Raw genomic sequence first — 26,144 nt, 5'->3', positions numbered from 1 at the left:
TGTCCCTGCATCAATGCGATGGAACAATGCGCACCATGCATGCGCCGCCGCCCCCGCCACGACCGCAGTACCCACCGCACCTCCTGTACCGCGCCCGCGAGCTCGCCGTCCCCGGCCGCCGGCTCATCCTGGGCATCGCAGGAGCCCCCGGCGCCGGGAAAACGACCCTCGCCGCCCATCTCGTCGACGCCCTCGACGGGCTCGCCGTCCTCGTCCCCATGGACGGCTTCCACCTCGCCCAGGCCGAGCTCGTACGCCTGGGCCGCGCAGGCCGCAAAGGCGCACCCGACACCTTCGACGCCGCCGGGTACGCGGCCCTGCTCGCCCGGCTGCGCGTCCCCGCACCCGGCGACACGGTCTACGCACCCGCCTTCGACCGCGCCCTGGAGGAATCCGTCGCCGGCAGCATTCCGGTCGACCCCGGCATCCCCCTCGTCGTCACCGAGGGCAACTACCTCCTGCACGACGAAGGCCCCTGGGCGCAGGTCCGGCCCCTCCTCGACGAGGTCTGGTACCTGGAGATCGACGACGCCGTACGCGTACGCCGCCTCGTCGACCGGCATGTGCGGTTCGGCAAGCAGCGCGCGTACGCCGAGCGCTGGGTCCAGGACTCCGACGAGCGCAACGCCCGGCTGGTCGCGCGCGGCCGCAACCGTGCCGACTTCGTGGTCACACAGGCCCTGTAGCCCGCTCGGACGCTCGGTACGCTCGAGGTCCTGGTACGCGATGCGGAAGGCGGTCGACGTGGGGCTGTTCCGGCGAGGGCCGAAGCGCGACGGACACGATGCACCCCGGGACCCCGAGTTCTCCTACTTCTCGGAAAACGAGGGCGCACGCTTCCGCGCCCAGGTCCGGGAAGCCTTCGCAGAGCAGGGCCTGGAAGTGACCCTGTACGCGGACGTGGTGTCCGACAGCGGCGGCCGCCAGTTCGGGCTGAGCAATCTCGCCGCCGTCTGCCACAACGACGACCGCGGGCCGCGATCCTGGCCCGAACTGGTCCGGCAGCACGTCGGGATGGTGCTGCGCACCATGGACGCGCCCTCCGCGCTGGACACCCTGCCGACCGAGCAGATCCGTGCCCAGCTCTACCCGCGCGTCGTCGGCGCCGACGGGCTCAATGCGCAGAACTTCGGCTACGCGCGTACCGTCGCGCCCGGCCTGTTCGAGATCCTCGCGCTCGACCTCCCGGAGAGCGTCATGATGCTCACCGACGAGGCCCTGGAGCCGCTCGGCGACCTGCAGTACCTGCGCGAGCAGGCGCTCTACAACCTCAGGGGACTGCCCGTCGAGGGCCACGAGACGGTCAAGGACTCCGAGGGCATGCGCTTCGAGGTGGTTCTCGGCGACTCCTTCTACACCGCGAGCCGCGTCCTGGCGCTGGACAGCGTCGTACGACAGGTCACCGGCGAGCAGCTCACCGCCGACGGGGCCCTGGTGGCGATCCCCTTCCGGCACCAGCTCGCCTTCCATGCCATCCGCGACACCGGCATGATTTCGGCCCTCAACGCCATGGCCTCGTTCGCGGCCGCCGGCTACGCCGACACGCCCGGCGCCATCAGCCCGTACGTCTACTGGTGGCGCGACGGCACCCTCACCCAGCTCAGCGACCGTGCCGAGGACGGTGAGAGCCTGCGCATCGTGGTCGGTGACGAATTCCAGGAGCTGCTGGAGCGGCTGGTGGCCATGGACCAGGAATGAGCTCGCGCGCCTCACGACCCGCGGGCAGTATGGCCCCATGCCCACCACGCCCGCACCCTTCACCGCAGACGACTACCGGGCCCGGATGGCCCGCGCCGCGGACGCCGCCGCCGACGCGGGGCTCGCGGGGGTGCTCGTCGCGCCCGGCCCCGACCTCGTCCATCTGACCGGCTACCGGCCCGGAATCACCGAGCGGCTCACCGTGCTCGTCCTCGCCGCCGGCCAGGAACCGGTCCTCGTCGTTCCGACCCTGGAGGCGCCGGACGCCGAGCAGGCCCCGGGCGCGGCCGCGCTCACCGTGCGCGACTGGACCGACGGCCAGGACCCGTACGCCGCCACCGCCCCGTTGCTGGACGTCGGCGGCCGCTTCGGCGTCAGCGACAACACCTGGGCGATGCATCTCCTCGGACTGCAGAAGCAGCTCCCCGGCGCCTCGTACGTATCGCTGACCGAGGCGCTGCCCATGCTGCGTGCTGTGAAGGACGCGCACGAACTGGCCCGGCTCGAGGCGGCAGGAGCCGCCGCCGACGAGACGTACCAGGAAATCCTCAAGGTGCGCTTCGCCGGGCGCGGGGAGACCGAGGTCGCGGCCGATCTCGCCGCGCTGCTCAAGCAGTTCGGGCACTCGCAGGTCGACTTCACCGTCGTCGGCTCAGGACCGAACGGCGCCAATCCGCATCACGAGGCGGGCGATCGCACCATCCTCCACGGCGACATGGTCGTCCTCGACTTCGGGGGCCTCAAGCACGGCTACGGCTCCGACACCAGCCGTACCGTCCATGTAGGCGAGCCGACCCCCGCCGAGCAGCACGTTCACGACGTCGTACGGGAGGCCCAGCAGGCCGGCTTCGAGGAGGTACGGCCGGGGGTCGCCTGCCAGGAGATCGACCGGGCCGCCCGCGAAATCATCGAGGAGGCCGGGTACGGCGACCTGTTCATCCACCGCACCGGCCACGGGATCGGCGTCACCACCCACGAGCCGCCGTACATGATCGAGGGCGAGGAGCAGCCGCTGGTCCCCGGCATGTGCTTCTCCGTCGAGCCCGGGATTTATCTCCCCGGCCGCTTCGGCGTCCGTATCGAGGACATCGTCACGGTCACCGAGGACGGCGGCCGACGCTTCAACAACACCCCGCGCGAGATGGCCATCGTGGAGTAGCCGGGGCTGCTCCGCCCCGGCCCCCGCGCCTCGATCGCCGGCGGGGCTTGATTTCCGCTACCGCGGATCGTGGTGGCTCAGTCGCGACAGCATCTCGTACGGATACGGCAACGGCCGCGCGCTCGCCGTGTCCAGCTTCGTCGACTGTTCCGCCGTCAACTCCCAGCCCAGCACCCCCAGATTGTCCGCCAGCTGCTCGGCCGTACGCGGGCCGATGATCGGCGCCGTCACCGCCGGACGCTCCAGCAGCCACCGCAGCGCCACCTGCGACGCAGTACGGCCCGTCTCCTCCGCCACTTCGCGCACCGCGTCGACCACCCGCCAGGTCTCCTCGGTGTCCCGCTCCCGCCAGCCCTCCTTGCCCGACCGCTCCTGGAACCGGGCCTCGCGCGATGCGGCCGGCACCGAGTCCATGCCGCGCCGGTACTTGCCGGTCAGCCAGCCGCCCGCCAGCGGGCTCCATGGAATGACCGCCACCCCTTGCTCGAGGCACAGCGGCGCCAGCTCCCACTCCAGCTCTCGGCTGAGCAGGTTGTAGAGCGGCTGGAGGCTGACGTACGGCTCCCAGCCGCGGTGGTGCGCCAGGTCGAGTGAGCGCTGCAACTGCGACGGCGTCACATTGCTCGCGCCCAGATAGCGAACCTTTCCTGCCTTCACCAGCGTGTCGAGGGTCGCGAGGGTCTCCTCCAGCGGCGTGGTGGAGTCCCAGATATGGGTCTGGTAGAGGTCGATGTAGTCCGTGCCCAGCCGGCGCAGGCTCGCCTCCACGGCCGCGACGATGTGCTTGCGGCTCAGCCCGCCGTCGTTGGGCGCTTCGCCCATCCGCCCCCACACCTTGGTCGCGACGACGAGGTTGTCGCGCCTGCGCCCCTTGAGCCAGCGGCCGAGGATCTCCTCCGAACCTCCGTGGTCGTACAGATCGGCGGTGTCGATGAAGGTGCCGCCCGCCTCGGTGAAGGCGTCGAGGATCCGATGGCCGCTCGCGTCGTCCGCGAAGCTCATCGTGCCCAGGCACAGCTCGCTGACGCGCAGACCCGTCCTGCCGAGATTGAGTTGCTTCATGGCGGCGACACTAGAAGCTGGAGCGGGCTCGATGGCAAGACGTCACGCATCGGCCAGCACGACACCGGACTCGGGCGGAAGGTGCAACAGACCGTCTGCGCCGGGAGGTTGGACCGGATCCCAGGCCGCCAGCACCCGGCCGCCGCCGCCCAGCGGAATCGCGGCAGGATCCTTGGCGAGGTTGACCGCGATTCGCAGATCGCCGCGCCGGTACGCCAGCCACCGAGCCTCCTCGTCGTACGCCACCTTCACCGCCGCCAGGTCCGGATCCGTCAGATCCGACTGCGTACGGCGCAGCGCGATCAGCTCGCGGTGCCAGGCCAGCAGCCGTGCGTGCGGCTCCCGCTCCCGCTCGGACCGGTCCAGGCAGGAGCGCTCCCTGGTGGACGGCGCCTGCGGGTCGGGGATGTCCTCCTCCGCCCAGCCGTGTGCCGCGAACTCCCGTCGTCTGCCGTTGCGTACGGCCTCGGCCAGCTCCGGGTCGGTGTGGTCGGTGAAGAACTGCCAGGGTGTGCGGGCGCCCCACTCCTCACCCATGAACAGCATCGGTGTGAACGGCCCGGTCAGCACCAGTGCGGCCGCGCACGCCAGCAGCCCGGGGGAGAGGGTGGCCGAGAGCCGGTCGCCCAGTGCCCGGTTGCCGATCTGGTCGTGCGTCTGGGCGTAGCCGAGGAAGCGGTGTGCGGCGGTTGTCGTCACATCGACGGAGCGGCCGTGCGTACGGCCGCGGAAGCTCGAGTACGTACCGTCGTGGAAGAAGCCGTGGGTGAGGGTCCTGCCGACCGCCGCCAGCGGAGTGACGGCGAAGTCGGCGTAGTAGCCCTGGGACTCACCGGTCAGCGCGGTGTGCAGGGCGTGGTGGAAGTCGTCGTTCCACTGGGCGTGCAGACCCAGACCGCCCGCCTCGCGCGGCGTCGTCGTCCGCGGGTCGCACAGATCCGACTCGGCGACCAGGAAGAGCGGACGGCCGAGCTCATGCGAGAGGGCGTCGACGGCGGCGGAGAGCTCCTCGAGGAAGGTCAGCGCACGCGTGTCGGCGAGGGCGTGCACCGCGTCGAGACGCAGCCCGTCGAAATGGAAGTCGCGCAGCCAGGCCAGCGCGCTGCCCAGCAGATACGCGCGGACCTCGTCGGAGCCCGGGGCGTCGAGATTGACCGCCGAGCCCCAGGGGGTGTGGTGGGTGTCGGTGAAGTACGGGCCGAAGGCGGGCAGGTGGTTTCCGGACGGGCCGAGGTGGTTGTGGACCACGTCGAGCACCACTCCGAGACCACGGCCGTGTGCTGTGTCGACAAAGCGCTTGAGCGCCTCGGGCCCGCCGTACGGCTCGTGCACCGCCCACAGCGACACACCCTCGTAGCCCCAGCCGTGCACGCCGGGAAAGGGGCACAGCGGCATCAGCTCGATATGGGTGATCCCCAACTCGGCCAGTTCGCCGAGCCGTTCGGCCGCGGCGTCCAGCGTGCCCTCGCGGGTGTACGTACCGATGTGCAGCTCGTACAGGACCGCGCCGCCGAGCCCACGCCCCGCCCAGTCGTTGCGCCAGGCGTAGGCGCTCTGGTCCACCACCGCACTCATGCCGTCCGGGCCGTCCGGCTGTCGGCGCGAGCGCGGATCGGGCAGCACGGGCCCGCCGTCCAGCGCGAAGCCGTAGCGGGCGCCTTCGCCCGCCTCGGCCTCGGCGCTCCACCAGCCCGCACGCCCTTCGGCGCGCTCCATCGGGCGCTCCTCGCCTTCCAGCCACAGTGTGACCCGGTCCTCGGCCTGCGGCGCCCACACCTCGAACAGCACTCGCGGTCCCCTCGTCGTCGATGCGACCTCCATCCTGGCAAGGACGGGGTCTGGAAGCGGTGACCTTGGGGCCATTAAGGTCACGAACCATGTCGACGCCAATGCCGCCGCTGCCCGCGTTCCCGCCCGGCTTCCTCTGGGGCGCGTCCGCCTCCGCCTTCCAGACCGAAGGGGCCGCCGACGCCGACGGCAAGGGGCCCTCGGGTTGGGACGCCTTCGCCGCCCAGGGCCGGATCAAGGACGGCGCCGACGCCTCGCGCGGCACCGGCTTCCACGCGCGCTATCGCGAGGACGTCGCCCTGCTCGCCGGCCTCGGCGCGGACGCCTTCCGCTTCTCGGTCAGCTGGCCGCGCGTCGTCCCGGGCGGCAGCGGACCGGTCAACGCCGCAGGACTCGACTTCTACGACCGTCTCGTCGACGAACTGTGTGCCCACGGCATCACGCCCGCGCCCACCCTCTATCACTGGGACACCCCGCTCCCGCTGGACGAGGCGGGCGGCTGGCTGAACCGGGACACGGCGTTCCGCTTCGCCGAGTACGCCTCCGTCGTCGCCGAGCGGCTGGCCGACCGCGTCCCGATGTGGATCACCATCAACGAACCGGCCGAGGTCACCCTGCTCGGCTACGCACTGGGCGAGCACGCGCCCGGCAAGCAGCTCCTCTTCGACGCGCTGCCCGCTGCCCACCACCAGCTGCTCGCCCACGGCCTCGCCGTCCGGGCGCTGCGCGCGGCGGGCGCCGTGAACATCGGACTCGCCGTCTCCCACTCGCCCGTACGGACCGCAGGGACAAGCGAGGAGGACCGGTTCGGCGCGGAGCTGTACGACACGATCACCAACTGGATGTTCGCCGACCCGATCCTCACCGGCAGCTATCCCGACGAGAACTTCGCCGCCCTGATGCCGGGCCCGGTCGCCGAAGACCTCGCCGTCATCTCCGAGCCGCTCGACTGGTACGGCGTGAACTACTACCACCCGATGCTCGTCGGCGCGCCCGCCAAGGACGCCCTCGGCGACTTCGCCGGCGTCGGCATGCCCGCCGAACTCCCCTTCGGGCTGCGGGACATCGAAAGCGACCAGCGCACCGACTTCGGCTGGCCGGTCGTCCCCGACGGGCTGCGCGAGCTGCTCGTGCTCCTCAAGGACCGGTTCGGCGACCGGCTGCCGCCGCTCTTCATCACCGAGAACGGCTGCTCGTACGACGGTCTCGACGACCAGCGCCGTATCGACTTCCTCGACGCCCATCTTCGCTCACTGCACGAGGCGATCGACGCGGGAGTCGACGTACGCGGCTACTTCACCTGGTCGCTCACCGACAACATCGAATGGGTCCAGGGCGCGTCCCAGCACTTCGGCCTCGTCCATGTCGACTACGAGACGCTGGAGCGCACACCCAAGGCCTCGTACGCCTGGTACCGGGACGCCATCGCCGCCCAGAGAACCGCCGCCCGGAAGTCGGACTCACGGCACTGAACGGATCTTCCACACCAGCACACCACCGAGGGCCGTGACCACCGTCGCGGTCAGATACAGCCCGGCGTACCCGCCCGCGTACGCCACGATCGGCGCGGCCAGAGCCGGACCGAGGACCTGCGGTGCCGAATTGGCGATATTGATGACGCCCAGATCCTTCGCCCGGTCGCCGGCCTCCGGCAGCACTTGCGTGATCAGTGCCTGGTCGACGGCGATGTACACGCCGAAACCGAGCCCGAGCAGCGCCGCCGCACCCATCGCCACCGGCCAGGTGTGCCAGAACGTCAGCAGCAGCGAGGCCACCGCCATCACCACCGAACTGACCGCGACCAGCGCCTTGCGCCGACCCAGCCGGTCCGAGACGACCCCGCCGGCCACCGCCGTCACCACCACGCCCGCCGTGTAGAGCAGCGTCAGAATCAGTACGCCCTCCTCCGGATCCGCGTAATGCACCGCGTCTTTGAGGAAATACAGCAGATACAGCGTGCCCATCGCGTTCCCGAGCATCACCAGGAAACGGGTGAGCCAGGCCCAGCCGAAGTCCGGATACGCCCGAGGACTGACCCAGAAGCCCTTCAGTCGCACCGACTCCCTTGGATGAACGGGGACTTGAGGGTCACGCGTCAGCATGACGAAAGGCAGCGCGCAGAGCACCACGAGCGCCGCCAGCAGCAGATAGCCAGTCGCGATCCCCGTCACCACCGTGGTCACCAGCAGCGCCCCGACGACCAGCCCCAGCGTCTGCGGAATCCCGATGAAGCCGGAGACGGCGGCCCGCTGACGCACCGGCACCTGGTCGGGCACGACAGCATTGGTCCCGGACAGCATGGCGTTCAGCCCGAGCTGCGCCAGACACCAGCCGAGCGCCACCCCGATCACGGTCGTCTGTGCCGAGGTGACCGCTAGACCCACCGCGCCCAGCACGGCCCCGCCCAGGATCCACGGGCGACGGCGGCCGAATCGCCCGCTCGTACGGTCCGACAGCGCACCCGCGAGCGGATTGGCGACGACCGCGACCAGCGCCCCCACCCCGGTCGCCCAGCCCAGCGCGACTTCCTTGCCGGACGGAGCGAGCTCGGCGATCTGCTCGGCGAGCAGCACCTGGATCGGCGTGAAAAACGCCATGTACAGGCCCAAGTTGGCAAGTACGAGAGCGGAAACCCAGCCGCCGCCGACTCGGACCTGTGGCTCGGAGTGCAGCTCTTCCGTCGTCATGGGCGGCTCGCCATCAGCTCGGGGGTGTCCGGAGCTTACGGACACCCCCGAGCTTGCTCAATGCTGCGAACCGGGAAGGAAGTGGATCCGCTCCTGGACGACCGGATGCCCGGCCTTCGTGAAGTTCTTGGCCATCGGGAAATTGCCCTGATCGGTCGCGCCCGCGATGAACTCCGCGTCCCGCTCAGCCAGGAAGTGCGTGCACTCCACGAGCAGGTCGTACGCATAGCCGTGGCCGCGCTGCTCCGGTACCACTCCGATGAAGCCGACGCACGGCCCCGACGGATTGTGCGCCGGGACGTGGATACCGACCAGTTCACCATCAGGCGCGTAGGCCAGCTGCCACCACTCGCGCGGCGACGGGCACCAGTGGAAGAAGTCCAGCTCCTCCTGCGCTGCCTTGTCCACGTCCGCCTCTGCGATGGCGCGCAGCGCGTGCGCGTCGAGCGTCGAGGAGTGGACCCGGCGCAGCACATCGAAGATCACTGCGTCGTCGGGCTCCGGCCTGAACTCCAGCCGCCGGGGCCGCTCCGGCAGCCCGCACTGCGGCGTCCAGCGGTACTGGTACCGCTCCACCAGTACCTTCATCCCGGCCGCCGTCACGGCGCGGATCCTGGCCTCACCGGCCGCCAGGTCCGCCGGATCCTCGCGCCAGCCGGCGGGCAGGATCAGTTCGTACTCGACCTGGAACGGCGAGGTGCGCAGCAGCTCGGTGCCCGCCTCCTCCTCGCCCTCGGCGACGTCGAACCAGTTGACGCAGATGGGAGTTTCGTCGTCGGGGCCGCCCCACCAGGCGGCCCGCGCGACGACCACGCCGTCGCGCAGCGCGACCCGCTTCCATTCGGGGCGGTGCGTGGCACGGGCCAGCGCGCGGCCCACACCGAGAGGGTCGGGCAGAGAGTCGAAGAGATGCGCGTCGCTCGGGGTGAGCGCGCGGATGACCAGTTCGGTCATGAGGAAGTCCTCCGGGAAGAGATGTGCGGTATGCGCTCCCGGTCAGACTGCGAACGCCGGGCGGACGGGGCGGGAGCGCGAGAGTCGTGTGGTGTGCATTGCTCTCGCCTCCTTCCGTCGGGCACGGGCTTCGCGATCATGGTAGGCGGCTTCCGGCGGAGTCGTCCACCCCTTTCCCTGGAAACGGGCCCGGGAACAGCCCGAGTTCGGCAGGTCCGCGCAGGTCCGCGCAGGTCAGCAGCGACTCAGGGCGTACCGGAACTCCGGTTCTTCTGGACACCTGTGGCCATTCGGCCCGACAATCTCGTATGTGACGTCCTCCTTCGAGTTCCACACGTATCCCGCTCGGCTCTCGGATGCCGAACGCGACCGTGTCCTCGGTGTGCTCAGAGAGGGCGCGGCGCAGGGCAAGCTGTCGCACGACACCTTCATTCACCGTATGGAGCTGGCCCTCGCCGCCCGCCGCCCCGACGAACTGCGGGCGCTCACGGCCGATCTCGACACCGAGGGCCGATGGTCACGGCGGCTCTACGGCGCGGTGGGCCGGATATCGGCGTTCTCGGTACGGCTGCGCAGGGCCTGGCAGGCCGAGAAGCTGCCGCCGCTGCTGCTGCCCGAACCCGGCCCGTACCCCCTGCGGATCGGCCGCGATCCGGCGAACGGGCTGCGGCTGAGCCATGACACGGTCTCGCGACTGCACGCCGAACTGAGCCGCCAGGGCAGTCTGTGGATCCTGCGCGACCTCGGCTCGACCAACGGCACGACCGTCAACGGCCGGCGGGTGACCGGCTCCGTCGTCGTGCACGACGGGGACATGGTGGGCTTCGGACGGATGAGTTTCCGCCTCGCCGCGCGCTGACCCTGCCCCCCTGCCTCCGGGTAGTCCCAAGTCCGTGGTGGCGCTGCAGGCGCTGATCCTGCCGTCGGCGTCGGCGTCGGCGCTGCTCGGCGAGCGGTCCTGGTGGCCGGTCAGGCCGGGCGCGGAGGGCCGGAGGGTCCCCGGTGACCGGGCTGTCGGGGGCGACCAGCGGCTGACCAGTACCGGCTGAAGCACCGCTTTCACGGCTGGTGCAAGCCTGCCCCGCCGTGATGCCGACCGCGGCGGAGGCCGGGTACGGGCTGCGGGCCTGTTCGGCGCCGTGCCCGGGCCTCCACCGGGTCCATGCCCGGCATCCGCCGCGGCGGACGGGTTCCGGCCCGTCGCCACCGGGCCCCTCACCCGCTCGCCGCGGACCCTCCTTCTACCGCCCTCCGGCTGAGCAGCGCCACCGGACGTTCCGCGAACAGCTCGGCCAGTGGCACCGGCCGGCCGCCAGTGAACTCCCGTTCCGGAGCGAGCAGATCGGCCCACCTCCCCGCAGGAAGTGTCAGCACCGTGCCCGCCCAGCCGCCCGCCCGGTCCAGCCGCAGCGAGAGCCGAGTGACCGCCGTGACCACCTCACCCGCCCGGCAGAAGGCCAGGCAGTGCTCGGCGGCGGGGCCATCCGCATGCACCGGTGCGTACGTACCCGACTCGCCGAAGACCTCGGGGCGTTCCCGGCGCAGCCGCAGCGCCGCCGTCGTGACCGTCGTCTTCTCGTTCGGCGGCCCCTCATCGAACGGTCGCCGGTTGTCCGGGTCCACCAGGGCGAGGAACTCCCGCTCCGTGCCCTGGTAGAGGTCCGGCACGCCCGGCATCGTCAGCTGCACCAGCGCCGCGCCCAGCACATTGGCCCGTACATACGGCGCCAGCTCACGGGCGAACAGCGCCACCGAGTACAGCGGCGGGCCCGCCGGGCCCGCACCGGCGAACGCGGTGACCGCCTCCTCGTATGCCGGATCCGGCTCCGTCCAGCTGGTCAGCAGCGCCGCTTCCCGCGCGCTCTTCAGCAGCGCCGTCGACAGTCTGCCCTCGGACGGGATGCCGAACCCGACAGCCGTCTGCCAGACCACCCACGCCAGATGCGGATCGGGCGCGCGTCCGCCCTCCAGCCGCGCCGCTTCCTCCGTGATGCGTGCGAGGAAGTCCGCCCACTTCTCCGGGCATTCGGACAGCACGGCGATCCCGGCCCGTACATCCGCGCTGCGCTTGGTGTCGTGCGTGGTCAGTACGGTGCCGGTGGCCGGCCAGTCGCGGGCAAGGCGTTCGCAGTACGCATGGAACAGTTCCGGGCCCACCGCCGGACTCCCCGGGTCGCCGCCCACCTCGTTCGCCGAAATCAGCGGCACATACCGGTAAAAGGCGGTGTCCTCAACGGACTTGGCGCGCAGTGCGGACGAGGTCTGGGCGAAGCGGGCACGGAACGCGTCATGGTGCGGGCCTTCGCCGAGCCGCCCGAGCGCCAGGTCCCGCACCACCTCGACGGCCTCGGCCTCCTCGGCGACCGCGAACGCCGCCTTCGCGCCGAGCGCCGCCGCCGGGGGCAGCGCCTCCTCGCCGCCGATGCGGTACGGACGGTAGACGGGGACCCGCACCAGCAGTTCCCGGACCGCCGCGCGCAGCGCCCAGGGCGCGTGGTCGCGCAGCGCCGGATCCGCGGCGCAGACGCGCCCGGCCAGACGGGTGAGCGCCGCGGTCTCGGCTGCCAGTTCATGCGTGACCACCTTGTACGCGGCGCGGCGCACGGTCGCCTCCCAGTAGCCGCCGCGGTCGCCCGCCGGACTCGCGAACTCCCGGTACTGCGCGACCAGTTCGGCCTCGCCCGCCGGATCGGTGAACAGGCCGTCGATATGCCGCAGCGCGTCGTAGCCCGTCGTACCGGCGACCGCCCAGCCCGCCGGCAGCCGTTCGGCCCCGGTGAGGATCTTCTCGACGACCGTCCAGCAGGCCGCGCCCGTCGCCTCGTCGAGCCGCCGCAGATACCCCTCGGGTTCGGCGAGACCGTCCGGATGGTCCACCCGCAGGCCCTCGACCACTCCGTCCCGTACCAGCTCGAGGATCTTCCCGTGGGTCGCGTCGAAGACCTCCGGGTCCTCCACCCGTACGCCGATCAGCTCCGAAATGGTGAAGAAGCGGCGGTAGTTGAGCTCGGTACGGGCCAGCCGCCACCAGCCGAGCCGGTACCACTGTGCGTCAAGCAGCTCGGGCAGCGGCAGCTTCGCCGTGGACTCACGGAGCGGGAAGCGCTGCTCCCCGTAGTGCAGTACGTCCCCTTCGACTCGCATCCCGCCCAGCTCGTCACCGATCCGGCCCGCCAGCACCGGCAGCAGCACCTTCCCGCCGCCCGCCTCCCAGTCGATGTCGAACCAGCGGGCGTACGGCGACAGCGGCCCTTCGCGCAGCACCTCCCACAGCGCCGCGTTGTGCCGCGGCACGGCCGCCATATGGTTCGGGACGATGTCCAGGACGAGCCCGAGACCGTGTTCGCGCGCCGTACGGGCCAGCCGCCGCAGACCCTCCTCGCCGCCCAGCTCGTCCCGTACCCGGGCGGGGTCGACGACGTCATAGCCGTGCGTCGACCCCGGTACGGCCTCCAGTACCGGCGACAGATGCAGATGCGAGACGCCGAGCCCGGCGATGTACGGGACCGCTGCCGCGGCGGCCGAGAACGGGAAGTCCGGCTGGAGCTGCAGCCGGTATGTGGCGGTGGGCGTCATGCGAACGTACGTACCCAGCTTGAGGGCTTCTGTGTCATCGGCCCGTGCACGGGTACCGGCCGTTCGGACTACTCGCAGGGCGGACCCCTGCTCGGGCGGACCCCCTGCCCGGGCGCGCCGCGGACCGGCACGGCCGATGGGGGGCCTGCCGGCCGCGCTCGCAGTGCGCGGTGCCGTCGTGGACCGTACGGGCGACGGGCCCCGCGCACGCAGTCCGCGGTCGCACGCAGTCCGCGCCGCCGAGCTTGTCCACCCGATCGCGGTGACGGCTACGCGGGCCGCCGCAGCACCGTCAGACTCCGCCCCAGCAGCGGCACCCGCTCACCCGCCGCCACCTTCGGCCCCTCGCCCGGCGGGACCCCTTCCTTGCGTGCCGTGTCCACGACCACCTGCCACTGTCGGCCGTGGTTCACCGGCACCGCGAAGTCCAGCTCGTCCGCGCTGGCGTTGAACATCAGCAGGAACGAGTCGTCGGCGATCCGCTCGCCCCGCGGCCCCGGCTCCGAGATCGCATGGCCGTTCAGGAACACCGACAGCGCCTTGGCGGACGCCGACTGCCAGTCCCGCTGGACCATCTCCTCGCCCTCCGGAGTGAACCAGGCGATGTCGGAGAGCTCGTCGTGCGTCCCCTCCACCGGCCGGCCGTGGAAGAAACGCCGCCGCCTGAAGACCGGATGGTCGCGCCGTAGCCACACCATCGCCCGGGTGAACGCCAGCAGTGTGCCGTCCTCGTCCGCGCCCGGCTCCGGCCAGCGCACCCAGGAGACCTCGTTGTCCTGGCAGTACGCGTTGTTGTTGCCGCCCTGCGTACGCGCGAACTCGTCGCCGTGGCTGAGCATCGGCACACCCTGCGAGAGCATCAGCGTGGCGATGAAGTTGCGCATCTGCCGGTCTCGCAGATCGAGCACCTCGGGGTCGGTCGTCCCACCCTCCGCGCCGCAGTTCCAGGACCGGTTGTGGTTCTCGCCGTCGCGGTTGCCCTCGCCGTTCGCCTCGTTGTGCTTGTCGTTGTACGAGACCAGATCGTGCAGCGTGAAACCGTCGTGGCAGGTGGTGAAGTTGATGGAGGCGAGCGGCCGCCGCCCGTCGTCCTGGTACAGATCGGACGAGCCGGTCAGCCGGGATGCGAACTCCGCCAGTGTCCGTGGCTCGCCCCGCCACAGGTCCCGCACGGTGTCCCGGTACTTGCCGTTCCACTCGGTCCACAGCGGCGGGAAGTTCCCCACCTGATAGCCGCCCTCGCCCACGTCCCACGGCTCGGCGATCAGCTTCACCTGACTGACCACCGGGTCCTGCTGCACCAGGTCGAAGAACGAGGACAGCCGGTCCACCTCGTGGAACTGCCGGGCCAGCGTGGCCGCCAGGTCGAAGCGGAAGCCGTCGACATGCATCTCGGTCACCCAGTAGCGCAGCGAGTCCATGATCAGCTGCAGTACATGGGGGCTGCGCATCAGCAGTGAGTTCCCGGTGCCGGTCGTGTCCGTGTAGTACCGCGGATCGTCGGACAGCCGGTAGTACGAGGCATTGTCGAGGCCCCGGAAGGAGAGCGTCGGCCCCAGATGGTTGCCCTCCGCCGTGTGGTTGTAGACAACGTCGAGGATGACCTCGATGCCCGCCTTGTGCAGCGCCCGTACGGCCTGCTTGAACTCCAGCACCTGCTCGCCCCGGTCGCCCCAGGACGCGTAGGAATTGTGCGGCGCGAAGAACCCGATGGTGTTGTAGCCCCAGTAGTTGTTCAGCCCCGCGTCCACCAGCCGGTGGTCGTTGACGAACTGATGCACCGGCATCAACTCGAGCGTCGTGACGCCCAGTTCGGTCAGATGTGAGATGACGGCGGGGTGCGCGAGCCCCGCGTATGTGCCGCGCAGCTCCTCCGGCAGCTCCGGATGCAGCATCGTGAGGCCCTTCACATGGGCCTCGTAGATCACCGTGCGGTGGTAGTCGGTACGCGGCGGCCGGTCGTCGCCCCAGTCGAAGTACGGGTTGACCACGACGGAGGCCATCGTGTGCGGCGCCGAGTCCAGATCGTTGCGCGAGTCCGGCTTGCCGAAGTGGTAGCCGTACACCGTCTCGCCCCAGTCGATGCTGCCGCTGATCGCACGGGCGTACGGATCGAGGAGCAGCTTCGCGGAGTTGCAGCGCTGCCCGTGCTCCGGGGCGTACGGACCGTGGACCCGGAATCCGTACCGCTGACCCGGCATCACTCCCGGCAGATAGGCGTGCCGTACGAAGGCATCAGTCTCGCGCAGCTCGACGTCGGTCTCCGAGCCGTCGTCGTGCAGTAGGCACAGTTCGATTCGTCGGGCGGCTTCTGAATACACCGCGAAGTTGGTGCCGGCGCCGTCGTACGTGGCACCGAGTGGATACGCCTGTCCCGGCCAGACCTGCATAGATATGACTCTTCCACTTCTGATCCGGGTGCTGGGGGGCACTTGGCCCAGATCCTCCCCGAAAGTATCGCCGGTGAGACGCCTCCTCAGGGGAGGACGCCGCGGTCAACATCGGGTTCCTCGCACGACCCGGGGACGTAACCGCTATGAATCCGCTCACTCCGGCAGATCTCGCCAGGCAGAAGGGCCGGACATGGAAAGGGAGTTGGGAAAGGACACTGCCGTTCCGGCTGCACCGTGTCCCGCAGGCGGAGTACTCTTCCTTGATCGTTGAAGGGGGAAGGGAAGAGGGGTGCGCGGGTGAGCTCGGGAGGGCTGGAGCTACCCCCAGGTGACGCTGGTCACGAGGGGGACTCCGCCGACGCGCCGCCCGGAGCGGTCTCCCTCGCACAGCCGATGGAGATCGGGGCGGAACTGGACTGGGGCGCGGACGCCTGGAGCGAGGTGCGTACGCGCGCCCAACGTGCCGGGCGGGCCTACATTTGGCTGAACCTGGTGGAGCAGCGGCTGCGGGCCGTGGTGGCAGCGGTGCTGCGCCCCATCTATGAACCGGTGCACGGCGAGGACTGGGTGGTGGCCGCGGCGGGGCCCGCGGGGCAGGAGTGGGTACAGCGCGCGGTCGCCGTACGGGAGGTCTCGCGCCGCAAGGGCTATCTGCTGGACCCGGCGGACGACAATGTCCTGTCCTTCCTGACCCTCCCGCAGCTGCGGGAGCTGATGGTCCAGCACTGGCCGTGCTTCGAGCCGTACTTCGACGACCGGCGCGATGTCGAGCTGGCGCTGGACGAGCTGGAAGTCGCGCGCAATGTCGTCTCCCGCAACCGCGCGCTGAACGAGGCGGTGCTCGCCCAGGCCGAGCGCGCCTCCGCCCGGCTCCTGGGGATACTCGGCAGCGGCGCGGGCGTGCCCTCGGCCGACCGCCTCCCGGTCGACGCGGTCGAGGATCTCGTCGGCGACCGTTATGCGGATGTGGTCTCCGTCCACCCCGACCGGGTCCGGCTGCAGCGCCAGCTCCCCGCCGAAGACCTCTTCGGCGGTGCGCGCCGCCTCGACGCGATCGGCATAGGCCTGAATCTCCTGGTCCAGAACTTCTCCGGCCGACGGCTGGTCCACCTGGCCGAATCCGGCTGCCGGGTCCGGCTCCTCTTCCTGAACCCGGCGAGCAGTGCGGTCAAGCGCCGCGAACGCGAACTGGGCCTGAAGAAGGGCGAGCTGAGCCGCACGGTGGAGATGAACATTCTCCATATGCGCCGCGTCCGCTCGCGCCTCCGCGACCCGGGCGCCTTCGAGATCCAGGTCTTCGACGAGACACCGCGCTTCACCGCCTACATGGTCGACGGCGACGGCCCGGACGGCCTCGCCGTCATCCAGTCCTATCTGCGCCGGGCGCGGGGGATGGAGGCGCCGGTGCTGGTGCTGAGGGGCGGGGGGCGTGCGGTGGTTCGCGCCGGCCATGACGGCGAGAACGGACTTTTCCAGACATACCGCGAGGAGTTCGAGTCCGTATGGGCGGACTCGCGTCCCGTCTCCTGAGTTGTCAGTGGCACGTGGGAGGGTGAAAGTCCACGGGGGGAACGCACCACCGCACCACGAAGGAGGGCCACGATGGCTTGGCACGGGGAACCGCTGGTCGGCTTCGATCTGGAGACGACGGGTACGGAGCCGCTGGAAGCGCGGATCGTGACGGCGGCGATCGTCGGGGTGCAGTCGGGGGAGCCGGTCCGGCGGCGCGGCTGGCTGGCGGACCCGGGCATCCGCATCCCGGCGCAGGCGTCGGCGATCCACGGCATCAGCAGCGAGCGGGCTAGGGCGGAGGGCCGCCCGGCGCGCGAGGTGGCGGACGAGATCGCGGAGACACTGAGCGGGTACTGGGCGCAGGGGGTGCCGGTCGTCGCGTACAACGCGGCATTCGATCTGACGCTGCTGACGGCGGAGTTGCAGCGCCATGACCTGCCTTCCCTGACGGACCGCCTTTCGGGCCGCCCGATCGGTCCGGTGATCGACCCGTACACCATCGACCGGGCGGTCGACCGCTACCGCAAGGGCAAGCGCACACTCGAGGCGGTCTGCGTCGAGTACGGCGTGGTCCTGGACGCGGCCCACGATGCGTCGGCGGACGCACTGGCGGCGGTGCGGGTGGCCCAGGCGATAGCCGAACGGCACGGCTCGGTTGCGGCGTTGACTCCGGCGGAGCTGCATGAGCGCCAGGTCGAGTGGTACGCGGAGTGGGCGACGGACTTCCAGCGCTTCCTGCGGAAGAAGGGCAGCGCGGACGCGGTCGTGGACGCATCCTGGCCGGTGCGGGAGCTGGTGCCGTCGGTGGGCTGAGCCCGGGGCCTTCTCCCTCAATCGCCGGCGAGGCCTGAAATCAAGCCCGTCCGGCGATTGAGGGCACATGCGAAGCGCGTTCGGGGCCCGGGGGGCGAAGCCTCTTGATGACAGGAAGGGGCGGAGTGGGGACATGCCCCGCCCCAGGCGTCCGCCCTCGTACCGTCAGAACGCGTGCCAGCGCACCCTCTCCGCACCCTCACGCAGTGACGCGACCCGCCGAGCGAACTCCTCCCGCGCCGCCGGGTTCGTCGGGGCGTGCTGCGCCACCCATGCGCAGCTTGCCGTTTCGCGGGCACCGCGCAGGACCGCGCACCCGGGCCACTCACGGACATCCCAGCCGTACGCCTCGGTGAACGACTCATACGCCTCGGGCGCCAGTCCGTAGCGGTCGCGGGACAACGCCATGACCACCAGGTCGTGCTCGCGGAGGTCCGACGAGAATGTCTCCAGGTCCACCAGGACCGGGCCGTCCGGCCCCACATGGACGTTGCGGGGGAGTGCGTCGCCGTGGATCGGGCCCGGCGGCAGATGTGGGGTGAGCGCGGACGCCGCCTCGGCGAAACCGTCGCGGCGCTCGCGCAGATAGTCCGCGTCGGCCGGGTCGATCGCCTCGCCCGCAAGACGCAGCCAGCGCTCGACGCCCCCGAGCAGTTCCCGCCGCGGAAGGGAGAAGGACGGGGATTCAAGCGCATGGATCCGGCGCAGCAGCCGCGCCAGATCCGCCGGCTCCGCCGGACGTACCGCATCCGGCAGCCGGTGCCACACCGTCACCGGATGGCCCTTCACCAGCCGCGGCTTCGGCTCGGCCGCCCGCACCGCCGGCACACCCGCCTCCGACAGCCAGGCGGCGATGGAGAGTTCACGCTCCGCCCGCGCCATGAGCTCCGCGTCCCGGCCGACCTTGACGACCACCTCGCCCGCCCCGAACACCGCGTTCTCGCCGAGCGCGAGCAGCGCCGCATCGGCAGGAAGTCCCGCAGCCGCCAGCACCGCGCGTGCTCGTGTCTCGTCCATTGGTCTCTCCCACCGCTCCCGCCGCTCGCACGAATCCGCCAAAGTCTCGCATCCATGCAGGTTGGGTTGACGAACCGACGGACCGTCAGCACGATGACGGAGGCCGCCTGGGCGGCCGGACCAGGATGGGCCGCCCAAAGGAGTCGAATCCGTGACATTGGCGACGGCAACGCCGCGGTCCAGCAAGCCGCGGTCCCAGAATGCGCGGACCAGGAAGCAGCCGGACCACGGGGCCTGGTTCCTCGTGCTGCCTGCTCTGATCCCGATTCTGGTGCTGAGCGTCGGGCCGCTGCTCTACGGCATATCGCTCGCCTTCACCGATTCCCAGGCGGGCCGCACCGAGCCCACCCAGTGGATCGGGACGCTGAACTTCCAGGACCTGCTTCACGACACGCTCTTCTGGGACTCGTTCAGGATCGGTCTGCTCTGGGCGATCGGCGTGACGGTCCCACAGTTCCTGCTCGCGCTCGGTCTCGCTCTCCTGCTCAACCAGAACCTCCGCTTCCGATGGCTGGCGCGCGCCCTGGCGATCATCCCCTGGGCCATGCCCGAGGTCGTCGTCGGCATCATGTGGCGGCTCGTATACAACTCCGATGCGGGCATCCTGAACGAGACCATCCGTGACCTCGGGCTCGGAGACGGGCGGGACTGGCTGACCGGACTCGCCACCGCGCTGCCCGCCGTGATCGTCGTCGGAATCTGGGCAGGCATGCCGCAGACCACCGTCGCGCTGCTCGCCGGACTTCAGAACACCCCGCACGAGCTCCACGAGGCCGCCGCGCTCGACGGCGCCGGCGCCTGGCGCCGGTTCCGTACCGTCACCTGGCCCGCTCTCAAGCCCGTCGCGCTGGCCATCACCGCGCTCAACCTCATCTGGAACTTCAACTCCTTCGCCCTGGTGTACGTGCTCACCACCGGCGGACCCGGCGGCCGCACCCGACTCCCCATGCTCTTCGCCTACGAAGAGGCCTTCCGCTACGGCCAGTTCGGCTACGCCGCCGCGATGGGCTGCGTCATGGTCGCGGTGATCTCGGTGATGCTCGCGCTCTACCTCGTAGGACGGCTCAAGGAAGGGGTGGAGCAGTGACAACGCTGCGCACCAGCAGGTCCGGTCGCGCTGGCCAGTACGTGGCGCTCCTCTGCTACCTCGTCTTCCTCGGGTTCCCTTTCCTCTGGCTGATCTCCACCGCCTTCAAACCGCCGCGCGAACTGGGCTCGCTGCACCCCACCTGGATTCCGAACGACCCCACCCTCGACAACTTCCGGCAGGCCTTCGACGAGCAGCCGCTCCTCCAGGCCGCCGGCAACAGCCTGATCGCGGCCCTGTCCGCCGCGCTGATCGCCGTCGTGATCGCGACGCCCATGGCTTACGCCATGGCCCGCAACCGCAACAAGCTCTCCGCCGCAGCCACCGGCTGGGTCGTGGTCAGTCAGGCGTTCCCCTTCGTCCTGGTGATCATTCCGCTGTTCCTGATCCTGAAGAACCTGCATCTGATCAACACACTGTTCGGGCTGATCATGGTGTACGTCGTCTGGTCGCTGCCGTTCGCGCTCTGGATGCTGGTCGGTTACGTACGGGCCGTGCCGCGCGAGCTGGAGGAGGCGGCGTCCGTCGACGGCGCGGGCAAGCTCCGCACGCTCGTCTCGGTCACCGCCCCGCTGCTCGCGCCCGGCATCGTCGCCACCGCGCTGTTCGCCTTCATCACCGCCTGGAACGAGTTCTTCTTCGCGCTCGTCCTGCTCAAGACTCCGGAGAAGCAGACCTTGCCGGTCGTCCTCACGCACTTCCTCGGCGCGGAGGGCGTCGCAGATCTCGGACCGCTTGCCGCTGCCGCGTTCCTCGCGACGATTCCCTCGCTTGTCATCTTCGCGATCATCCAGAAGCGGATCACGGGCGGGATGCTGACAGGGGCGGTGAAGAGCTGATGCGGAGAGTCGCGGCCGCGGCCGCCGTGTGCGCGCTACTGCTGACCGGCTGCTCCGCCGACGGCGGAGCCGACAGCGGAAGGATCAGGCTCCGCTTCCAGTCCCTGGCCTGGCAGGACGAGTCGGTCGACGCAAACAAGGACCTGGTGAAGGAGTGGAACACGAGCCACCCCGACGTCCAGGTGGAGTACGTCCAGAGCAGCTGGGACAGCGTCCATGACCAGCTGCTGACCTCTTTCGAGGGCGGCGAGGCCCCGGACATCATCCATGACGCCTCCGACGACCTCGCCGACTTCGCGTACGGCGGCTACCTCGCCGATCTGAGTGGGCTGCTGCCGGAGCGCCTCACGTCGGACATCCCGCGGCAGAGTTGGGAGACGGCGACCTTCGACAAGGGGGTCTACGGCGTGCCCTTTCTCCAGGAACCGCGCGTTCTCATCGCCAACAAGAAGATCCTCGACTCCTCAGGGGTCCGCGTTCCGACGGCCGGGAAGCCGTGGAGCTGGGAGGAGTTCCGCCAGGTCACCAAGACGCTCACGGAGAAGATGGGGGAGGGAAAGTACGGTGTCGCCTGGCCGCTCAAGGAGCCGGTCTCGGCGACTCTCAACCTCTCCCTCTCCACCGGCGGTCAGGTCTTCCACCGCGGCGCGGACGGCAAGGTCGAGGTCCGCTTCGACGTGGCCGACCAGGTGGTGCCCCGTACCATCAACGCACAGGTCAACACCGACGGGAGCGCATCGCGCACCACTCTCGGCTCGGGCGGCTCCGACTCCCTGCCCGGCTTCTTCGGCGGCAAGTACGCGATGGTCCCGCTCGGGTTCTCCTACCGCCAGCAGATCGTCCAGCAGGCGCCGAAGGGCTTCGAGTGGCAGGTGCTGCCCGCCCCTGCGGGAGCCGGTGGCCTCACCCAGGGCGTGAGTCCACAGACCCTCTCTGTCGCCGAGGACAGCCCGCACAAGAAGGAGGCGGCCGAGTTCATCGACTTCATGCTCCAGCCGCGGAACATGGTGCGGCTGGCGAAGGGCGACTGGATGCTGCCGACGGGTACGAAGGCACTGGCGGACCCGGCCCTGCACACCGAGAAGGAGGGCTGGTCCACGGGCGCAGCGCTCGCGCGGGATCTGCGCTCAGCGCCGGCCCAGTCGGTGCGGGGCTACCCGGAGTGGAAGGACAAGGTCGCGACGCCGGCGCTGCAGGAGTACTACAGCGGCGCGATCGATGCGGCCGAGCTGGAGAATCGCCTCGTCCACGACGGCAACCTGGTGCTGTCCCGCTACCAACGCTGACGCCCGGGGTGCGGATCTGCTTTGTCCCCCACCCCGCCCCTTCCCGAAACTGGGGGGTGCCCCCAGGCCCCCTGTCGAGGGAGCTGACGCCCCACGTGCCCGGAGCGGCAGCTTCGCGCCGCAGAGCGCAGGCGCGGCTTGCCTGCAGGGGAAGGGGCGTTGGGGGCTGACGCTCCCACACCCGCTTGCGGCAGCTTCGTGCCGCGGCCGCAGGCAGAGGGTTCCACTCCGAGTGGGAGGACGTCGGGGGCTGACGCCCCGACACCCCCGGTGCGGCGGCTTCGTGCCGCGAACGCGGGGGCTAAGCCCCAACGCCGACAAGTGCGGGCGCCCGAGAGGCCGGCGGCGCGTCCCTGGCAGGGGACGCGCAGGGGTCGTGTTCTGGACGTAAAGCGTCGCAACTCGCGCGAAGCGCGGTGAGGAAAGCAGTCCAGGACATGAGCCCCGGAGCGGACCCGAACGGCCACCGACACAAGACCGGGCACGCCCAAGCACCCAGGACCCGCACCCGCAAAGGGCCCTCACCCCACAAGGAACCCGCACCCGCCAGGGACCCGCATCCCGCAAGGGGTTCGCACCCCGCCAGGGACCCGCACCCGCCAGGGGTTCGCACTCCGCCAGGGACCCGCATCCCGCAAGGGGTTCGCACTCCGCCAGGGACCCGCACCCGCAAGGGGTTCGCACTCCGCCAGGGACCCGCATCCCGCAAGGGGTTCGCATCCCGCAAGGGACCCGCACCCGCAAAGGGCCCGCATCCCGCAAGGGACCCGCACCCGCAAAGGGCCCGCACCCCGCCAGGGACCCCGCACCCCGCCAGGGACCCCGCACCCCGCAAAACACCCGCGGCCCGGGAGCGCGTGCTCCCGGGCCGCGGGGGGCATCAACCCGCCCTCAGACGCGGGCCGGTTCCGGTCGGCCGTCGTCGTGGCGCGGCGTCCCCACCGGCGCCCCAGCCGCCGCCACCGCCGACTCGTCATGCGTCAGATCCGGCAGCCACCGCAGCCACTTCGGGAAGTACCAGTTCCGGTCACCCAGCAGCGCCATGATCGCCGGGAGCAGCACCCCGCGTATGACCGTCGCGTCGATCAGAACCGCCGCCGCGAGGCCGACGCCCATCTGTTTCATCGACTGCATCGACAGCGTGCCGAAGATCGCGAACACCGCGACCATGATGACCGCCGCGCTCGTCACCACGCCTGCCGTCGTCACCACGCCATGGGTGATCGCCTCCCGCGTACCACGCCCCTGCATTTTCGCCTCGCGGATCCGGGACACCACGAACACGTGGTAGTCCATCGAGAGTCCGAAAAGGATCACGAAGAGGAACAGCGGCAGCCACGTGATGATGGCGCCCACGCCCTCCGCGCCGACCAGCGACGCGCCCCAGCCGTGCTGGAAGACCGCGGTAAGGATGCCGTACGCCGCGCCGACCGACAGCAGGTTGAGCACGATCGAGGTGATCGCGATCGTCAGCGACCGGAACGACAGCAGCATCAGGATGAAGGCGAACACCACCACAAAGGCGAAGACGGGTGTCACGGCCCCCGCGAGCTGGTCGTTGAAGTCCTTCGAGCCCGCGACCTGACCGCTGATCGGCGCCTGGAGGCCGTCGATCTTGCCGAGTGTCGCCGGCCGGACCTCCTTGCGCAGGATGTCCAGGCTCTTCTCCGCCTTGTCCTGGTCGGAGCCGCCCACCAGCGGTACGTATACGAATGCCAGGTTCTGTGCGTCGTGCCGGACCACCTCGATGGGCCCCCGGGAAGCGCCCGAACTCACCGCCTGCTTACGGAAGTCGTCGATCGCCTGCTTCACCGGCGCCGCGTTGATGTCGTCCGCCTTGACGATGACTTCCGCCGGGTCCGCACCGCCCGGGAACGCCTCGTTGATCCGCACGTATGTCGCCACGATCGGTACCGAGTCGCCGAACTCCTGGTCCAGCGTGAGGTTCTGCGTCTTCATGCCGAGCGCGGGCAGTGCGATGGCGACCAGCGCTCCCGCGGCCACCACGAGCGACACTGCGGGACGCTTCAGTACGCCGCCGAGGACCCGGTTCCACACCCGGCTGCCGCTGTTCGTGCCGTTCACGCCGCGCTTCATGCGGCTGAGGAAGGGGATCCGCCCCTTTTCCACCCGCTCGCCGAGCAGCGAGAGCAGCGCCGGCAGCACCGTCACCGAGCCGACCATCGCCACGGCCACCACGATCAGCGAGGCCAGGCCCATCGACTCGAACGTGCCGATGCCGGTGAAGAGCATGCCGGCCATCGCCACGCACACCGTCACACCGGAGACGATGACGGCCCGGCCACTGGTCGCCGCGGCGATCTGCATCGCCGTGTGCGCGTCGTGTCCTGCGGCCCGCTCCTCGCGCTCGCGCCGCAGATAGAACAGGCAGTAGTCGACGCCGACCGCCAGACCCACCAGCAGCATCACGGAGCTTGCGCTGTCGCTCATCGGCTGGAAGTGGCTGACGACGCCCATCAGCCCCATCGTCGCCATGATCGCGGTGATGGCCAGAGCTACCGGCAGCAGTGCGGCCACCAGCGCGCCGAAGGCGATCAGCAGAATGCCGAGCGCGACCGGCACCGCCGAGAGCTCCGCCTGCTGGAAGTCGTCGCCGAACGCGTCGTCGAAGGTCTTTCGCATGCTGGCGCCGCCGATCTCCTCGATCCGCAGCTCCTTGTGCCCGTCCTGGACCGTGGCAACGGCCTTGAGTACCGGCTCGATCCGGTCACCCGCCGTCTCGGGGTCCCCGCGCACATCGAACTGGACGAGCGCGCTGCGTCCGTCCTTCGAGATGCTCTTGGTGTCGTACGGAGATGTCACCGCGGTGACCGCGCCCGTGCCGCCGACCGCCTTCATCACCTCGTCGACGGCCTTGCGGAATCCCGCGTCGGTAGCCTTCGCCGAGCCGTTGCGCGCCTGGACGAGCACCGTCTCGCCGGCCGGCTCCTCGACGCCCGCTTCCGCTGTGATCTTCGCGGCCTGGGTGGTCTCACCCTTCAGCTGTTCGCTGTCCTTGAGCTTGACGGTGCCCGCTGCCGAGCCGGCCGCCATGGCGAGAATGACGAACAACACCCAGATTCCCACTGCCGCCCAGCGGTGTCGCGCGCTCCAGCCGCCGGCTCGCGCGGCGATTCCGCGCGGGCCTCTTCCTGCATTCCCCATGACGGTCCTGCCCCCCTCGAAATGACGTCGGCGCCTCGCCGTTGTCTCCGCTTCGAAGTTAAGGGCACATTCAGGCCGTCTCCTCCTGCTCGCCGGTGACTCGGCGAGGTGGTTCTCTCCTCCTTTCGGACCGGTCGGATCCCCGACAAGAAGGATCGAAGCCCCTTACATCTAAAGGGGGTTGGGGGTGAAGTCCGACTTGTGAGGCCCTGGCCGATTCATTATTACGAAACCTTGTTGAGTAAGTCACAGCTGTATGAAGGTCTTGATCTGGGCGCGTCAATCGGTCAGGGTTTCGAATCAGCCCCCGGAGATTTTCCGTCCGAAGGGCATTCCCCCCACAAATGATGACGAGGAGCCCCCTCTTCATGGCAACTCACAAGCGCGCGAGCAGGATCAAGCTCACCGCGGCGATAACCGCCGTGGCTGCCGCAGCCGGAGTGACCGTACTCAACACCTCGTTCGCCGGCGCGGCGCCCTCCCCACAGGGCACCATCTACGGTGCGAATGCCGCAGGCGCGATCGACGGCAGCTACATCGTGATGCTGGACAAGAAGGCCGACAAGCAGGACCTGGCCAAGGAGTACGGCGGCACGCTGCAGCGCAACTACAGCTCCGCCATCAACGGCTTCTCCGCCAGCGGCCTCACGGAGACCGAGGCCAAGCGCCTCGCCGCCGACCCGTCCGTCGCCAAGGTCGTCCAGAACAAGAAGTTCTCGATCAACGCGACCCAGGACAATCCGCCGTCCTGGGGCATCGACCGGATCGACCAGGCCGACACGGCCGGCGACAAGAAGTACACCTACCCGGACAGCGCGGGCGAGGGTGTGACGGCGTACGTCGTCGACACCGGAGTCCGTATCACCCACAAGGACTTCGAGGGTCGCGCCACGCACGGCTTCGACGCCGTGGACAACGACGACTCCGCCGACGACGGCAACGGCCACGGCACCCATGTCGCCGGCACCATCGCCGGCGCCACTTACGGTGTCGCCAAGAAGGCGAAGGTCGTCGCCGTCCGTGTCCTCGACAACAACGGCTCCGGTACGACGGAGCAGGTCGTCGCGGGTATCGACTGGGTCACCAAGAACCACAAGGGCCCGTCCGT

The 26,144-nt window shown here is 70.0% G+C and carries 20 protein-coding genes; 12 read left to right on the top strand and 8 right to left on the bottom strand.

The window, feature by feature from the left end; genetic code table 11:
* The first annotated feature begins 35 nt into the window (after positions 1-35).
* The 3 genes from AB0D12_RS32515 to AB0D12_RS32505 are packed head-to-tail and all read left to right on the top strand — an operon-like array spanning position 36 to position 2,857.
* The gene (locus AB0D12_RS32515) at positions 36-686 is read left to right on the top strand and encodes a nucleoside/nucleotide kinase family protein (protein ID WP_362691066.1); all 651 of its coding nucleotides are present in this window, start codon (positions 36-38) and stop codon (positions 684-686) included.
* Between the two features lie 58 nt (positions 687-744).
* Positions 745-1,698 carry a hypothetical protein gene (locus tag AB0D12_RS32510; protein ID WP_362691063.1) on the top strand — a complete coding sequence of 318 codons (954 nt, stop codon included), beginning with the start codon at positions 745-747 and terminating at the stop codon, positions 1,696-1,698.
* A 37-nt stretch (positions 1,699-1,735) separates the two neighbouring features.
* The gene (locus AB0D12_RS32505; RefSeq protein ID WP_362690895.1) at positions 1,736-2,857 is read left to right on the top strand and encodes a Xaa-Pro peptidase family protein; all 1,122 of its coding nucleotides are present in this window, start codon (positions 1,736-1,738) and stop codon (positions 2,855-2,857) included.
* Positions 2,858-2,914: 57 nt separating this feature from the next.
* On the opposite strand, the gene AB0D12_RS32500 is transcribed toward AB0D12_RS32505, so the two are convergent.
* Both AB0D12_RS32500 and treZ read right to left on the bottom strand, forming a co-directional pair.
* Entirely contained in the window at positions 2,915-3,919 is a 1,005-nt protein-coding gene (locus AB0D12_RS32500) for an aldo/keto reductase (protein WP_362690892.1), read from the bottom strand.
* Positions 3,920-3,961: 42 nt separating this feature from the next.
* Positions 3,962-5,707, bottom strand: a complete 1,746-nt coding sequence (gene treZ, locus AB0D12_RS32495) for a malto-oligosyltrehalose trehalohydrolase (RefSeq protein ID WP_362690889.1) — start codon at positions 5,705-5,707, stop codon at positions 3,962-3,964.
* 89 nt (positions 5,708-5,796) lie between these two features.
* Between treZ and AB0D12_RS32490 the strand changes: the two genes are divergently transcribed.
* The gene (locus AB0D12_RS32490; protein WP_362690886.1) at positions 5,797-7,179 is read left to right on the top strand and encodes a GH1 family beta-glucosidase; all 1,383 of its coding nucleotides are present in this window, start codon (positions 5,797-5,799) and stop codon (positions 7,177-7,179) included.
* On the opposite strand, the gene AB0D12_RS32485 is transcribed toward AB0D12_RS32490, so the two are convergent.
* On the bottom strand, positions 7,168-8,394 hold the full coding sequence (locus AB0D12_RS32485) for an MFS transporter (RefSeq protein ID WP_362690883.1): 1,227 nt from the start codon (positions 8,392-8,394) through the stop codon (positions 7,168-7,170). The genes AB0D12_RS32490 and AB0D12_RS32485 overlap by 12 nt on opposite strands.
* A gap of 57 nt (positions 8,395-8,451) precedes the next feature.
* Positions 8,452-9,348, bottom strand: a complete 897-nt coding sequence (locus AB0D12_RS32480) for a GNAT family N-acetyltransferase (protein WP_362690880.1) — start codon at positions 9,346-9,348, stop codon at positions 8,452-8,454.
* Positions 9,349-9,658: 310 nt separating this feature from the next.
* On the opposite strand from AB0D12_RS32480, the gene AB0D12_RS32475 reads away from it, so the two are divergent.
* On the top strand, positions 9,659-10,207 hold the full coding sequence (locus AB0D12_RS32475) for a DUF1707 and FHA domain-containing protein (RefSeq protein ID WP_362690877.1): 549 nt from the start codon (positions 9,659-9,661) through the stop codon (positions 10,205-10,207).
* Between the two features lie 34 nt (positions 10,208-10,241).
* Positions 10,242-10,397: a hypothetical protein gene (locus AB0D12_RS32470; RefSeq protein WP_362690874.1), complete on the top strand. Its 156-nt coding sequence runs from the start codon at positions 10,242-10,244 to the stop codon at positions 10,395-10,397.
* A gap of 166 nt (positions 10,398-10,563) precedes the next feature.
* Here the strand turns inward: AB0D12_RS32470 and treY are convergent, their stop codons facing one another.
* Both treY and glgX read right to left on the bottom strand, forming a co-directional pair.
* The gene (treY, locus tag AB0D12_RS32465) at positions 10,564-12,924 is read right to left on the bottom strand and encodes a malto-oligosyltrehalose synthase (protein ID WP_362690871.1); all 2,361 of its coding nucleotides are present in this window, start codon (positions 12,922-12,924) and stop codon (positions 10,564-10,566) included.
* A gap of 269 nt (positions 12,925-13,193) precedes the next feature.
* On the bottom strand, positions 13,194-15,314 hold the full coding sequence (glgX, locus tag AB0D12_RS32460; protein ID WP_362690868.1) for a glycogen debranching protein GlgX: 2,121 nt from the start codon (positions 15,312-15,314) through the stop codon (positions 13,194-13,196).
* Between the two features lie 300 nt (positions 15,315-15,614).
* Between glgX and AB0D12_RS32455 the strand changes: the two genes are divergently transcribed.
* A complete protein-coding gene (locus tag AB0D12_RS32455; RefSeq protein ID WP_362690865.1) occupies positions 15,615-16,847 on the top strand; it encodes an SAV2148 family HEPN domain-containing protein in 1,233 nt (410 codons plus the stop codon).
* A 72-nt stretch (positions 16,848-16,919) separates the two neighbouring features.
* Positions 16,920-17,642, top strand: a complete 723-nt coding sequence (locus AB0D12_RS32450; protein WP_362690862.1) for a 3'-5' exonuclease — start codon at positions 16,920-16,922, stop codon at positions 17,640-17,642.
* A gap of 165 nt (positions 17,643-17,807) precedes the next feature.
* Here the strand turns inward: AB0D12_RS32450 and AB0D12_RS32445 are convergent, their stop codons facing one another.
* The gene (locus AB0D12_RS32445) at positions 17,808-18,659 is read right to left on the bottom strand and encodes an aminoglycoside phosphotransferase family protein (protein ID WP_362690859.1); all 852 of its coding nucleotides are present in this window, start codon (positions 18,657-18,659) and stop codon (positions 17,808-17,810) included.
* A gap of 151 nt (positions 18,660-18,810) precedes the next feature.
* Here AB0D12_RS32445 and AB0D12_RS32440 point away from each other — a divergent pair, with 151 nt between their 5' ends.
* The 3 genes from AB0D12_RS32440 to AB0D12_RS32430 are packed head-to-tail and all read left to right on the top strand — an operon-like array spanning position 18,811 to position 21,871.
* Complete coding sequence (locus AB0D12_RS32440; RefSeq protein WP_362690856.1) at positions 18,811-19,746, top strand: sugar ABC transporter permease; 936 nt, start codon at positions 18,811-18,813, stop codon at positions 19,744-19,746.
* On the top strand, positions 19,743-20,585 hold the full coding sequence (locus AB0D12_RS32435; protein WP_362690853.1) for a carbohydrate ABC transporter permease: 843 nt from the start codon (positions 19,743-19,745) through the stop codon (positions 20,583-20,585). The genes AB0D12_RS32440 and AB0D12_RS32435 overlap by 4 nt, the downstream gene beginning before the upstream one ends.
* The gene (locus AB0D12_RS32430) at positions 20,585-21,871 is read left to right on the top strand and encodes a sugar ABC transporter substrate-binding protein (RefSeq protein ID WP_362690850.1); all 1,287 of its coding nucleotides are present in this window, start codon (positions 20,585-20,587) and stop codon (positions 21,869-21,871) included. The genes AB0D12_RS32435 and AB0D12_RS32430 overlap by 1 nt, the downstream gene beginning before the upstream one ends.
* An 891-nt stretch (positions 21,872-22,762) precedes the next feature.
* Here the strand turns inward: AB0D12_RS32430 and AB0D12_RS32425 are convergent.
* Positions 22,763-25,036 carry an MMPL family transporter gene (locus AB0D12_RS32425; protein ID WP_362690847.1) on the bottom strand — a complete coding sequence of 758 codons (2,274 nt, stop codon included), beginning with the start codon at positions 25,034-25,036 and terminating at the stop codon, positions 22,763-22,765.
* A 368-nt stretch (positions 25,037-25,404) separates the two neighbouring features.
* Here AB0D12_RS32425 and AB0D12_RS32420 point away from each other — a divergent pair.
* Positions 25,405-26,144 (top strand): S8 family serine peptidase (locus tag AB0D12_RS32420; protein WP_362690844.1); only part of this gene is annotated, 740 nt, incomplete at its 3' end.

The organism is Streptomyces sp. NPDC048479, from assembly GCF_040651435.1.
In the GTDB taxonomy this organism is placed as follows: domain Bacteria; phylum Actinomycetota; class Actinomycetes; order Streptomycetales; family Streptomycetaceae; genus Streptomyces.
This window is presented reverse-complemented; position numbering and strand designations above follow the sequence as displayed.